Origin of the sequence: Pseudomonas sp. 2725, assembly GCF_050434585.1 — a bacterium.
Taxonomy (GTDB): domain Bacteria; phylum Pseudomonadota; class Gammaproteobacteria; order Pseudomonadales; family Pseudomonadaceae; genus Aquipseudomonas; species Aquipseudomonas jessenii.
In genome coordinates, this window is sequence record NZ_JBNDIV010000001.1 from 750729 (window position 1) to 763804 (window position 13076).

10 protein-coding genes are annotated in these 13076 nt (G+C 53.2%); 9 read left to right on the forward strand and 1 reads right to left on the reverse strand.

What is annotated here, in order from left to right; translation table 11 throughout:
- The first annotated feature begins 30 nt into the window (after positions 1–30).
- From asnB to ABIE16_RS03580, 9 genes are all read left to right on the forward strand, one after another.
- Positions 31–1956, forward strand: a complete 1926-nt coding sequence (gene asnB, locus ABIE16_RS03540; RefSeq protein WP_429520571.1) for an asparagine synthase (glutamine-hydrolyzing) — start codon at positions 31–33, stop codon at positions 1954–1956.
- Positions 1957–1978: 22 nt separating this feature from the next.
- Positions 1979–3115, forward strand: coding sequence for a glycosyltransferase family 4 protein (locus ABIE16_RS03545; protein ID WP_429520572.1), 1137 nt, complete (start codon positions 1979–1981; stop codon positions 3113–3115).
- Between the two features lie 3 nt (positions 3116–3118).
- The gene (locus ABIE16_RS03550) at positions 3119–4363 is read left to right on the forward strand and encodes a glycosyltransferase family 4 protein (protein WP_340313579.1); all 1245 of its coding nucleotides are present in this window, start codon (positions 3119–3121) and stop codon (positions 4361–4363) included.
- Positions 4360–5217 (forward strand): dTDP-4-dehydrorhamnose reductase family protein, encoded by an 858-nt coding sequence (locus tag ABIE16_RS03555; protein ID WP_349734977.1) that lies wholly within the window; start codon positions 4360–4362, stop codon positions 5215–5217. The genes ABIE16_RS03550 and ABIE16_RS03555 overlap by 4 nt, the downstream gene beginning before the upstream one ends.
- 33 nt (positions 5218–5250) lie before the next feature.
- Positions 5251–6261 (forward strand): polysaccharide biosynthesis protein, encoded by a 1011-nt coding sequence (locus ABIE16_RS03560; RefSeq protein WP_340313575.1) that lies wholly within the window; start codon positions 5251–5253, stop codon positions 6259–6261.
- The gene (gene wecB / locus ABIE16_RS03565; protein WP_340313573.1) at positions 6254–7381 is read left to right on the forward strand and encodes a non-hydrolyzing UDP-N-acetylglucosamine 2-epimerase; all 1128 of its coding nucleotides are present in this window, start codon (positions 6254–6256) and stop codon (positions 7379–7381) included. Before ABIE16_RS03560 ends, wecB begins: the two co-directional genes overlap by 8 nt.
- 186 nt (positions 7382–7567) lie before the next feature.
- Entirely contained in the window at positions 7568–8593 is a 1026-nt protein-coding gene (locus ABIE16_RS03570; protein ID WP_340313571.1) for an MraY family glycosyltransferase, read from the forward strand.
- A gap of 103 nt (positions 8594–8696) precedes the next feature.
- Positions 8697–10691, forward strand: a complete 1995-nt coding sequence (locus ABIE16_RS03575) for a polysaccharide biosynthesis protein (protein ID WP_340313569.1) — start codon at positions 8697–8699, stop codon at positions 10689–10691.
- A gap of 112 nt (positions 10692–10803) precedes the next feature.
- Positions 10804–11139 carry a ComEA family DNA-binding protein gene (locus tag ABIE16_RS03580; RefSeq protein ID WP_340313567.1) on the forward strand — a complete coding sequence of 112 codons (336 nt, stop codon included), beginning with the start codon at positions 10804–10806 and terminating at the stop codon, positions 11137–11139.
- 83 nt (positions 11140–11222) lie between these two features.
- Here the strand turns inward: ABIE16_RS03580 and ABIE16_RS03585 are convergent, their stop codons facing one another.
- Positions 11223–12992, reverse strand: coding sequence for a calcium-binding protein (locus ABIE16_RS03585; protein WP_429520573.1), 1770 nt, complete (start codon positions 12990–12992; stop codon positions 11223–11225).
- Between the last annotated feature and the right edge of the window lie 84 nt (positions 12993–13076).

Below are 13076 nucleotides of genomic sequence, written 5' to 3' on the forward strand. Positions count from 1 at the left end.
AAATATTTTCACTGGAGTGAGAGCGTAGGTATGTGCGGAATTGCGGGAGTTGTCGGGTGGAAGTTGGATCAGCAGAGCGCCTTTGCCGTTGGCAAAATGGTGGATGCGCTGATACATCGCGGGCCCGATGACGGAGCAGTTTGGTCAGATGCCGATAGTGGGATTTCGCTGGGCCATCGGCGGCTTTCCATTCTAGAGTTGTCGGTACATGGAAGTCAGCCAATGGTGTCCGATAACGAGCGTTTCGTTATTGTGTTCAATGGTGAGATCTATAATTTCAATGAGTTGCGACAAAAACTGATTGACTCCGGTTCGACGCGTATCTGGCGTGGTCACTCTGACACGGAAGTCCTGCTGGCCGCGATCGAGGCATGGGGTGTACAAACCACGCTCGAAAATCTGGTCGGAATGTTTGCATTCGCTGTCTGGGACAAAGTCAGCAAGACAATTACGTTAGCCCGGGATCGTATGGGGGAAAAACCCCTGTATTACGGTATTGTCGGTAACCGGTTTGTTTTCTCCTCCGAGTTGAAAGCAATCAAGGCGGCCTTTACTGATGATCTGCGCATTGATCGTCACGCACTGGCGAAGTTCGTCAGGTTTGGCTATGTTCCAGCCCCAGAGTCTATCTACGAAGGTATCAAGAAACTGCCGCCAGCCCATTATCTGACGGTGGATTCTTTTTCTTCCCGGCAGGCACCTGTTTCATACTGGTCCCTGGCGGAATCCAGTGCATTAAGGGATGAGTTGTCGCAGGCCAGTGACAAAGAAGTGGTGGACGTTGTTGGTGAAAGGCTGTCGGCTGCGGTGAAGTCGCAGATGATTGCGGATGTTCCACTCGGTGCGTTCCTGTCCGGTGGGGTGGATTCAAGCCTGATTGTTTCGTTGATGCAGTCGCAAAGCAGTTCAAGTATCAACACTTACACCATCGGCTTCAATGAGCCTGAGTTTGATGAGGCCCCTTATGCGAAGGCGATCGCCAAGCACTTGGGGACGAATCACACTGAGTTTTATCTAGGTGCGGACGACGCCGTTTCGATCATTCCGCATTTGCCGGAAATTTACGACGAGCCTTTCGCTGACTCCTCGCAGATCCCTACAATCCTGGTTTCCAGGATGACCAAGCAACATGTATCTGTTGCGCTGTCCGGGGACGGCGGTGATGAACTTTTTGCCGGTTATCCCCGCTACCAGATCACTGCTGGCTTATGGGCGCGTATAGAAAAGCTTCCATTGCCTGCACGCCGTGTCATGGCTTACTCACTTCGCTCGCTTTCCTCAAAAGGGTGGGACAACGTCTGCTCTGTTTTACCGGGTTCGGTACGAGCAAAAGTGAATGGTCGCCGCATCTACAGAATGTCCGAGTTGCTGGCATCCGAGAGTCTGGCGCAGATGTACACCGGTTTGATGTCGCAGTGGCAGCCTGATGACAACGTCGTGCTCGGAGTTGGCAGTCAAGGTCAGGGCGCTATTTGCTGGGAATCGGCGGACGACTATATTGAGGAAATGCGTCGGTGGGACGTTTCTCAATATTTGCCTGACGATTTGCTGGTTAAAGTAGACCGCGGCGCCATGAGCGCGAGCCTCGAAACCCGCGCGCCCTTGCTCGATCATCGAGTTGCGGAACTGGCGTTTTCCTTGTCTTCAGACCAATTGATCAAAAATGGTGTCGGGAAGTGGCCGCTTCGTGAGTTGCTGAAACGCTATGTACCCAATTCATTCTTCGATAGGCCGAAGGCGGGTTTCTCCATTCCCCTGGCGCAATGGCTGCGTGGGCCGCTTAGAGAGTGGGCGGAAGAGTTGTTGACGGAAGAGCGAATCAAGAGAGAAGGTTATTTTGATTGTCAGAAAATTCGTTCGGCATGGGTCCAGCATCAAAACGGAACCTACGATCGCAGTCTTCATTTGTGGAATATTCTAATGTTCCAGTCCTGGCTTGATAAAAATAGTCGTTAATTATATTGAGCAATGGTGTTCTATGAAGATAGTTTTCAACGCGCTCTCTGCCCGACTTGGCGGAGGTCAGACATACCTGATCAATCTTTTTCAATTTGTTCCCGTCAACGAAGATCTTGAGATCGTTGTCTTCGCCCCGGCTTCACTGAAGCTGCCGGATCATCCCCGGATCCGTCGGGTCGAACCGGCCTGGCCCACAGAGAACCCGATTCTCAGGGCACTCTGGGAAAAGTGGGCGCTGCCCGGTATCTTGAAGGCGGAAAAGGCCGACGTACTGTTTTGCCCCGGTGGGGTAGTCAGCACTCGTGCGCCTGCAGGCTGCAAGGTTGCGACGATGTTTCGGAACATGATCCCGTTTGATTTGCGCGTACGCAAAAGTATCCCATTGGGATTACAGCGCCTCAGGAACTGGTTGTTGAACCGCATTATGCTCAAGAGCATGTCGGAAGCTGATTTGACAATCTTCATCTCCAATTACGCGCGGAGTGTAATCGAGTCGCTGACCAAGGTGAAAAACGCCGTCACCATTCCCCATGGTATTGGTTCGGTGTTTCGAACTCACAGCGATAACCCTGTTCGTCCGGATTTTCTTCCGGCGCGTGATTACATTTTATATGTGTCGAGATTTGATGTTTACAAACATCATTATGAGGTTGTCAGTGCCTACGCAAACCTCCCTCAGGAGCTTCGTGAAAGGTTTCCGTTGCTTTTCGTGGGTGAAACACATCTGCCTGAGGCCGAGCGCGTAAAAGCTCTGATTTCTACACTTGGCCTGGAAAGTCAGGTGCTGTTGTTGGGCGCTATTCCCTATCACAGTCTTCCTCCTCTGTATCATCACGCCTATCTGAATCTTTTTGCTTCGTCCTGTGAGAACTGCCCGAATATTCTTCTTGAAGCGATGGCTTCCGGTAGGCCAATGATCTGTTCCAATGTAATGCCGATGCCGGAATTTGGAGCAGAGGCTGCACTTTATTTTTCGCCGTTTGATTCAAAAAACATACAAGATATTCTCACCGAGGCGTTAACGAGCCCAGATGTTTTGAAGAAATTGTCCGCCGAGGCAGTAACGCAAAGTGACAAGTTTGACTGGGAAAACACCTCGAGAAAAACGTGGTTCGAGTTGCTGGCTTTGGCCGGGCGCGCAAAGGGAAGTGTTTGACAGATGAAAATTCTTGTGGTGTCGCAATATTTTTGGCCGGAATTTTTTATTATTAATGATCTGGTCAGAACTTTAACTGCTCAGGGGCACGTCGTAACGGTTCTCACCGGGAAACCAAACTATCCGGAGGGAGTTGTATTCGAGGGTTACAGTGCTTCTGGATACCAGGAAGAAATCTACGACTCTTCGGTCAAGATCTGTCGCGCACCGCTCAGGCCTCGTGGTTCATCGGGTGCAAAAAACCTGCTGTTCAATTATTTATCTTTCGTCGTTAATGGGCTGAGATACTTCCCGCGTGCAGTCAAAGGCGAAAATTACGATGCGATCTTTGTCTTTGCAATGTCTCCCATTACGGCGGCCATCCCTGCCATTTATCTGAAGTGGAAGCTCAAGAGCCATCTGGCTGTATGGGTTCAAGATCTGTGGCCAGAGAGCCTTAGTGCAACGGGATTCGTCAAGAACAAAACAGCGCTGCGTGCCGCGGGCTGGATGGTGAGAGGCATTTACGCGTTCGTCGATACGCTTCTGGTTCAGTCGCGAGCATTCCGTGAACCGGTTGCCCGCTATGCTGACCCGGGTAAAATTGTGTATTACCCAAATTCCTATCAGGACGTGCCTCCAAGCACTGAGCCAACGCGGATTCCCGCGCCCTTGCTTGCAGAGCTCGAGAATAACTTCTGCCTCGTTTTCGCCGGAAACCTCGGGACTGCCCAGTCGGTTGAAACCCTCGTCGAGGTGGCGGACAAGCTTCGCGGTTTATCCGGCCTTAAAATTGTTCTGGTCGGCAGCGGCAGCATGTTGAGCTGGATCGAAAGCCAGAAGCAATCACGAGCTTTGGACAACCTCATCCTTGCCGGACGTTTCCCGGCGAGCGAAATGCCACATTTTTTCAGCCGGGCAGCGGGTTTGTTGGTGACGTTGAAGCAGAATGAGGCGTTCTCCTATACCATCCCCAGTAAAGTTCAGGCTTACCTGGCAGCAGGGCGACCCATCATTGCTGCACTGGATGGCGAGGGGGCCCGCATCGTTCAGGAGGCTGGGGCTGGTCTGACGAGTCCGGCGCAGGACGCCGAAGGTATGGCGAACAGCATTGAACAACTTTTCCGCATGACTCTGGAACAACGGGAATCGTTGGGGCAGTCAGGGCGAGCGTACTACCTCGAGCATTTCGAAATGGAGCGGCAAAGCCAGCGCCTGGTCGAGCTTCTCCACAGCAGGATTAACGAATTGAAAGGCAGGTCAAAATGAAGGTTCTTGTGTTAGGAGTCACCGGAATGCTGGGTAGCACGGTGTTCAGGCAATTCCACGGAAACCCGCACCTTGAGGTGTGGGGCACATTGCGCAACCCGAATGGCGCCAGATACTTTTCTGAAAACACCCACGGTTCGTTGATCAGTAACGTTGACGTGCTTGACCATGACTCCCTGGTTTCGGTATTGGCACGGGTCAAGCCGGATGTCGTCATCAACTGCGTTGGATTGATCAAGCAGCTGGCCGATGCCAAGGATCCTCTGTCGGCTCTGCCTATCAATGCGATGTTGCCGCACCGAATTGCCAAGCTGTGTGCGCTGTCCGGGGCACGTCTGATTCACATCAGCACCGATTGCGTGTTCTCCGGTCGCAAGGGTTCATACACCGAAGAGGATATCTCCGACGCGGAAGATCTCTACGGTAAGTCGAAGTATATTGGCGAGCTGCATGCCGAATCGAATGCGATCACCCTGCGGACCTCCATCATTGGTCACGAATTGGGAAGCCAGTATTCGCTGGTGGACTGGTTTCTTTCCCAGAATGGCGCCGTCAAAGGCTATGAAAAGGCTATTTTTTCGGGGTTGCCTACCGCGGAACTGGCACGTGTCATTCACGACTACGTAATACCGAATCCGCAGCTTCATGGCCTTTACCATGTATCGGTGGCTCCGATTGACAAGTTGTCTCTTCTGAAGCTGGTAGCGGAAGTTTACGAAAAGGAAATCGATATCATCGCGGACAGTCAACTTTCTATAGATCGCTCACTGGACTCCTCGAAGTTTCAGGCTGCAACCGGTTACGTTCCACCTTCATGGTTGGAATTGGTTAAATCGATGCGCGCGTTGCGTTGATCATTAAATTCAATCAGGTTTGAGAAGGTAGTTATGTTTGATAATAAGGTTTTGATGATCACGGGCGGTACGGGCTCGTTTGGCCATACGGTGTTGAAGCGTTTTCTGGATACCGACGTAAAAGAGATTCGCGTATTCAGCCGTGACGAGAAAAAGCAGGAAGACATGCGCATTGCTTTGTCCAATGACAAAGTGAAGTTCTACATCGGCGACGTACGTGATCGCGATAGCCTTGATCAGGCCATGGTGGGTGTGGATTACATTTTCCACGCCGCGGCCCTGAAGCAGGTACCTTCCTGCGAGTTTTACCCGATGGAAGCCGTGCGTACCAACGTCATGGGTACCGAAAACGTTTTGAATGCGGCCATTGCTTCGGGTGTGCAACGTGTCGTTGTACTGAGTACCGACAAGGCTGTCTATCCGATTAATGCCATGGGTATTTCCAAGGCCATGGCTGAGAAGCTGATGGTTGCCAAGTCGCGGATGATCCCGGCTAAAGGCCCGGTGATCTGCGCAACCCGCTACGGCAATGTCATGGCGTCGCGCGGTTCGGTTATCCCGTTGTTCATCAAGCAGCTGCAAAGTGGCGAGCCGCTGACCGTCACCGACCCGAACATGACACGCTTCCTGATGTCGCTCGAGGATTCCGTCGACCTGGTTCTGCACGCGTTCGAACACGCCGAGCAAGGTGATATTTTCGTCCAGAAAGCACCTGCCTCGACAGTAGAGGACCTGGCGCAAGCGCTCAAGGAACTCTTTGCTCGCGACAATGACGTCAGGGTCATTGGCACCCGTCATGGCGAAAAACTTTACGAGTCGCTGATCTCTCGCGAAGAAATGGCCAAAGCCGAAGACATGGGGCGTTACTATCGCATTCCATCGGACAATCGTGACCTGAACTACAAGAAGTTCTTTGTTGAAGGCGAGCAGGAAATTTCCGATCTGGACGATTACACCTCGCACAATACTGAGCGTCTGGATGTTGAAGGCGTGAAGAAAGTTCTTTTGAACCTGGACTACATTCAGGAGCAACTTGATGCTTAAGGTCATGACGCTGGTCGGTACGCGACCAGAACTTATCAAGATGAGCCGCGTCATTGCCGAGCTTGATAAGCAGGTTAATCATGTGTTGGTTCACTCAGGTCAAAACTATGACTTCGAATTGAATCAGGTTTTTTTCGATGACCTTGAAATTCGCAAGCCTGATTACTTCCTGGGTGCTGCAGGCGATACCGCAGCCAAGACCATCGCCGAAGTGATTTCCAAGGCGGATGAAGTATTTGAGGCCGAGAAGCCTGATGCGCTTTTGCTCTACGGCGATACCAATACCTGTCTAGCCGTCATTGCCGCCAAGCGCCGCAAGATTCCGGTGTTCCATATGGAAGCCGGCAACCGCTGCTTTGATCAGCGCGTGCCTGAAGAACTCAATCGCAAGGTGCTCGATCACCTGAGCGATATCAACATGGTCCTGACAGAGCATGCCCGGCGATACCTGATCGCTGAAGGGATTCGTCCGGAAACGATCATCAAGACCGGATCGCACATGGAGGAGGTACTCGACTATTACATGCCGAAAATCCTCACTTCCGACGTGCTGGCGCGAGAAGGCCTGGAGCAGGACAAGTTCTTCATCATCAGTGCTCACCGTGAAGAAAACGTCGATACGCCGGAAAACCTTCGCGACTTGCTTAAAACCCTGCGAGCCCTGGCCGACAAGTACCAGTATCCCATTATCGTTTCCACGCATCCTCGTACCCGCAAGCGCCTGGAAGCGATTGGTGAATCCCTCGATCACCCATTGATTCGTTTCTCGAAGCCATTCGGTCTGCTCGACTACATCAAGTTGCAGATGTCGGCGTTTTGCGTGTTGTCCGATAGCGGCACCATCACAGAGGAAGCTTCGCTGCTGAATCTGCCTGCCATTACTATTCGTAATGCGCACGAGCGTCCGGAAGGGATGGATGAAGGCACCCTCATCATGAGTGGTCTGAAAGTGGCAGGCGTGCTGGATGCCGTACGTGTCGTGACCAGCCAGCATGATCGCAGCCAGCGCGTTATCCCGGTCGTAAGGGATTACCAGGCAGGTCCTGTGTCGAAGCAGGTAGTTCGGGTTGTGTTGAGTTATACCGACTACATCAATCGTACTGTCTGGTCAAAATCCTGAGCGTCGTAGACGCTGCAAGTCGATATAAGCAAGACTCGAAAATTGCTGGGTTGGATTCTTCCGATCAGCGTCGATGATGCGCTTGCGTCGACTGCCAATCACTACCAGGAAAGCCAGCGCCAAGCTGGCTTATGACAGTGCCGGTTCGTTGCAGAATCGGTTTTGGCTGTTTCAGGAAGTTGACCTTTGAACACAATATGGCTGTTGGCGTTGGTGGTGGGTGTTTCATTCTTGGGCACAGGTGCATTGCGCAAATACGCATTGGCACGCAGTTTGATAGATATTCCTAATGCGCGTAGTTCACATTCGGTTCCGACCCCTCGGGGTGGTGGTGTGGCTATTGTTGTGAGCTTTCTGATTGCGTTGCCTGTCCTGGCCTGGACAGATGCCGTGGCCTGGCCGATGGCACTGGCTCTGCTGGGGGCCGGCGGCTGGATCGCAATCGTTGGTTTTCTAGATGACCATGGGCATATTGCCGCGCGTTGGCGCCTGCTTGCGCATTTCGGTGGTGCCATTTGGGCATTGTTCTGGATTGGGGGGATGGCGCCGATCAATCTGTTCGGCCACGAGTTCAGTCTCGGCTGGTTCGGTTATGTCATCGCAGCCTTCTATCTGGTCTGGATGCTCAATCTCTACAACTTCATGGATGGTATTGATGGTCTGGCCAGCGTCGAGGCGATTTGCGCCTGTGTCGGTGCTTGCCTGGTTTACTGGATCGCGGGCCACAGCAGCCTCGCCATTGCTCCGCTTGTACTGGCGATGGCGGTCTTGGGTTTCCTTGTCTGGAATTTTCCGCCGGCGAAGATCTTCATGGGCGATGCCGGCAGTGGTTTTCTGGGCATCATATTGGCGGTGATGTCGCTCTATGCGGCATGGACGAACCCACTGTTCCTCTGGGCCTGGCTCATTTTGTTGGGCGTCTTTATTGTTGATGCCACATTTACCCTCATTCGTCGGCTGTTGCGGGGGGACAAGGTTTATGAGGCCCATCGCAGCCATGGATACCAGTATGCTTCACGAAAATATGGCAGTCATCGGGCGGTTACGCTGGCAATCGCTGCGATCAATTTGTTGTGGTTAGTACCAGTGGCTATATTGGTCGTCATGCAGTATCTCGATGGCATGGCTGGATTGGTCCTGGCCTACGTGCCTCTGGTGTTGCTGGCTTTCAAGTTTCACGCAGGCGAGTTGGAAATCGCTGGCAAGGCGTGATGGACGCATTGGTTTTTGAGTATTGCTTTATCGGCAAGTGAGTTACCGAAAGCTGTAGTTACTGTATCAATGCTAGGAGCTTCGAAAGGTGTTTAGAGGGGTTATGGATAAGATTCGGGCAAGGTTGTTAAGTCTGCCAAGACGACATAAGCGTATTCTGCAGGTTCTGACCGATATTTCGTTGGTCTGGTGTGCCCTGTGGATGGCGTTTGTCGTGCGCCTTGGGGTGGACGAGTTAGTCAACCCGTTCACTCAGCACGTCTGGCTTTTTGTCAGTGCACCTGTCATTGCCATTCCTCTTTTCGTCCGCTTTGGCATGTACCGTGCCGTCATGCGTTACTTTGGAAATGACGCGCTCATTGCCATTATCAAGGCAGTGACACTATCGTCCTTGATACTTGGCGTTGTGGTGTACTGGTACAGCAATCATCAAAACGTCGTTCCTCGTTCGATCATTTTCAACTATTGGTGGTTGAGCCTGATCATGATCGGTGGGCTGCGGCTGGCCATGCGTCAGTATTTCATGGGCGACTGGTTCAGTGCAGCTCAGCACGTCCCGTTCACCAGCCGGGATGACGGACTGCCGAAAGTGGCCATCTACGGCGCGGGGGCGGCGGGTAATCAACTCGTTACTGCATTGCGGATGGGGCGCGTCATGCGGCCTGTTGCTTTTATCGATGACGATAGCGGAATCGCCGACAGGGTGATCTCCGGGTTGCAGGTGTACACGCCCAAGCACATCCAACAGATGATCGACAACACTGGCGCTCAGGAGATTCTCCTCGCCATTCCTTCGTCCAACCGTGGACGCCGTCGCGAGATTCTCGGGTTTCTCGAAGGCTTTCCGTTACACGTTCGCAGCGTCCCGGGTTTCATGGACCTGGCCAGCGGCCGGGTCAAGGTCGATGATATCCAGGAAGTAGACATTGCAGACCTGCTTGGGCGTGACGCAGTCCCGGCCCAGGCTGATTTGCTCGAGCATTGCATCACGGGGCAGTCCGTGTTGGTCACGGGCGCCGGGGGCTCCATTGGCTCCGAGCTTTGCCGGCAAATTCTGACGCTGCGCCCGACAACGCTTCTACTGTTCGAACACAGTGAGTTCAATCTTTATTCCATCTTGTCCGAACTGGAGCAGCGGATCGCTCGAGAGTCGCTGTCCATCCGTCTTTTGCCGATACTCGGGTCGGTTCGTAACCCGGACAAGTTATTGGATGTCATGAAAACCTGGCGAGTAGACACGGTGTATCACGCCGCGGCCTACAAGCATGTCCCCATGGTCGAACACAACATTGCCGAAGGCGTGCTCAATAATGTGATAGGCACCCTCAATACGGCCCAGGCCGCGCTCCAGGCAGGGGTGGCCAACTTTGTCCTGATTTCCACCGACAAGGCCGTGCGACCAACCAATGTCATGGGTAGCACCAAGCGCCTCGCCGAGTTGACGTTGCAAGCGCTGAGCCGTGAGTTGGCCCCGGTGTTGTTCGGTGATACGAGCAATGTTTCCCGTGTGAACAAAACGCGCTTCACGATGGTACGGTTTGGTAACGTCCTGGGATCATCGGGTTCGGTCATTCCGTTGTTTCACAAACAGATCAAGTCGGGCGGTCCGCTGACGGTCACGCATCCGAAGATCACTCGATACTTCATGACCATCCCTGAAGCGGCACAGTTGGTGATCCAGGCGGGCTCCATGGGACAGGGCGGTGATGTCTTTGTCCTGGACATGGGCGAGCCGGTGAAGATCGTCGAGCTGGCCGAGAAGATGATCCATTTGTCCGGCCTGAGCGTGCGCTCGGAAAAAAACCTGCATGGCGACATCGCTATCGAGTTCACCGGGCTGCGTCCGGGCGAGAAGCTTTACGAAGAGCTGCTGATCGGTGACAACGTGGCGGCCACACAGCACCCGATGATCATGACGGCCAACGAGGATCACCTGTCCTGGGATTTGCTGAAGGGCAAGTTGAGCGAGTTGCTCGCTGCGGTGGACCAGGACGACTATACGCGCGTCCGCCAGCTGTTGCGTGACACTGTCAGCGGCTACACCCCGGACGGTGAGATCGTTGACTGGATCTACCAGCAGCGCCGCCTGGAACCCTGATTGTTTCATATCCGGTAACGTACACATTTTTGACAGTTCAATAGCATCGCCTAAGTTTGGAGAGCGGCTTCGGAAAGGCCGCTTTCTCAAACGATGGCATGGAGCTTCCCTAATGCGTACAAGCAGTTTCTACTCTCTGGTTTTCGCCTTGCTCACCAGCGTCTCTCTTACGGCAATCGCCGCACCTGCCAAGGCACCTGAGGTGACGAATGCGCCTCTGGCGCAGGATGTGGTCGCCAAGGCACAATCCGGCAAAGTCGACCTCAATAGTGCTGATGCACCTACGCTGCAACGTGAGCTGGCTGGAGTGGGCGAGGCCAAAGCGAAAGCGATTGTTGCTTATCGTGAAAGTAATGGTGCTTTTGCGTCAGTTGACGAATTGCTGGAGGTGAAGGGTATCGGCAAGGCGATTCTGGACAAAAACCGCGACAGGATCGAAGTGAACTGAGGTGTGATTCAACGAAAAAGGCCGATCATTGATCGGCCTTTTTCTTTAGCGAAACTAATGCCCGATGGGCTGATCACCCGAACTCAGGCAAACAACATGTCGGTATTGCTCAGCAAGGTCGTCTGGCCAAGTAGCGTGATATTGCCACCGTGAGCGCCATCGCCGGCGGTGTCGAAAGTCACAACCAGCCCGTTGTCTTGCAGCGTTTGCGTCACAGCCTTGGTAGAAGCCGTCCAGCCGTAGATATACAGGGTGTCTTCACCTTGTTTGAAGTCCTGGATGGTGTCTGAGCCCGAGCCCGCGGTGAATGTGAAGAAGTCGTGACCGTTTCCGCCGATCAACAGGTCGTTACCGGTACCGCCGACGATGAAGTCGCTTCCGTTACCTCCAATCAATACGTCGTTGCCATCGTGACCGTTCAGCGAGCAGTTTGCATCCGAACGAGACTGGATGACGTCATTGCCGCTGTTTATACCGGTGACACTGCCAGCCAGTATGGCGCCTGAGGTGCCGGTGTAGAGGATCTTGTCTGCCGAGCTGCCGCCGAAGATTTGATCGGCGTACCCGTAACCGGCATTGCCAGTGGCAGCCATGGTTTTGAAGTCTTTGAGGGGGTCAGCGTTGAACATAAAAATAGCGTCGCTGGCGGTGAGCAGGTTCGTACGGCCTTCGAGCAACATCCCTCCATCGAAACGTACATCGCCATCGATGTCATAGCGAAGATAGACGCCGTCCTCGGTTACTGTCTGATCGACCCTCAAGTTGAAATCACTTTGCGAAATTTGTGTGCGGCCCGTACCGCCGGCACCGCTGACGCCGAGGAAAACGAGTTGATCTGCTCCTACACCGAAACTGTCGACGATATCGTTGAAGCCGTCGCCCTTGGAAAACGCATACTGGTCTGCACCGGCTCCGCCGGACATGTAGTCATCACCTGTACCGCCGACCAGGAGATCCGCCCGCATTCCGCCAATCAGGACGTCATTGCCTGCGTTGCCATAGAGTTGACCAGCGGAAAAATGTAGAGCGAGCGTGTCATTACCCTCTCCTCCGATCAGATTGGCGAACACCGGGCTGATCGAACTGCCGTCATATGAAATGAAGTCTGCGCCCGCGGTCCCTGTTATCGTGGCTCGTGAGTTTTCGGTGGTTGCGTTGCTATCGGTAAAGTGCGTGACGGTTGGATCGCCCGGAGCGGTTACTACCGTATAGTCAAAAACTCCACTAAGGGAGTTGGCAATGCTGTCCAGCAAGGTGTCGCTCAGACTGTCGCTACTGGTATAGAGCTTATGCTCTGAAGTGATTACTTGCGCTGCATAGAGATTGGCCAGGCGCAAGCCTTCTGCGCCTGTCTCTGACCATCCGGATACACTGGAATTATGAGGAATGAAGTTTTCAATATCGTCTGCGTTCATCATGTCTTTGACACCGACACGCTCGCCCGTTCGAACGTCGGTGTAATAGACGTTATAGTCCGCGTCCTGGATTTCCCACTTGTTGGTTGTGGTATTGAAAACTTCAATGTAGGTATGTCCCTGGAAGTATCCCTGGGAGTCTGCGTACGTCCAGATGGTGCGTTTTTGCAGGCCAAGCTCCGCGCAGAGGCCGCTGAATACGTTAACCATGTTGCCGCACAGAAGTTCTGCGCGTTCGGCAGTCGGGTCGCCTGTGACGGTCTTGTAAATTTGCTCGGCGGTATAGAAAGGGTCATTGCCGTGGGCAACCCACCAGGCTCCATCCGAGTGAGTTGTATTGGTGGCCAATAGTTCGCGGGCGACGTCTTGCAGCAACGCGCCGGTTGCAGCTGCTTCTTCCCGGACGATATCGGCGATTAAAGAAAAATAATTGATCAAAAGTGACTCCATATTGATTGGGTGGCCGCTCCCGATACCCGAATCGTTCTGCAAACGGCGTTGCTGGCCAAAGTTTCACATATG

Bases quoted from the DNA above. Each gene is read 5' to 3' on its own strand.
- asnB (WP_429520571.1), top strand. From the start codon at position 31: ATGTGCGGAATTGCGGGAGTTGTCGGGTGGAAGTTGGATCAGCAGAGC.
- ABIE16_RS03545 (WP_429520572.1), top strand. From the start codon at position 1,979: ATGAAGATAGTTTTCAACGCGCTCTCTGCCCGACTTGGCGGAGGTCAG.
- ABIE16_RS03550 (WP_340313579.1), top strand. From the start codon at position 3,119: ATGAAAATTCTTGTGGTGTCGCAATATTTTTGGCCGGAATTTTTTATT.
- ABIE16_RS03555 (WP_349734977.1), top strand. From the start codon at position 4,360: ATGAAGGTTCTTGTGTTAGGAGTCACCGGAATGCTGGGTAGCACGGTG.
- ABIE16_RS03560 (WP_340313575.1), top strand. From the start codon at position 5,251: ATGTTTGATAATAAGGTTTTGATGATCACGGGCGGTACGGGCTCGTTT.
- wecB (WP_340313573.1), top strand. From the start codon at position 6,254: ATGCTTAAGGTCATGACGCTGGTCGGTACGCGACCAGAACTTATCAAG.
- ABIE16_RS03575 (WP_340313569.1), top strand. From the start codon at position 8,697: ATGGATAAGATTCGGGCAAGGTTGTTAAGTCTGCCAAGACGACATAAG.
- ABIE16_RS03580 (WP_340313567.1), top strand. From the start codon at position 10,804: ATGCGTACAAGCAGTTTCTACTCTCTGGTTTTCGCCTTGCTCACCAGC.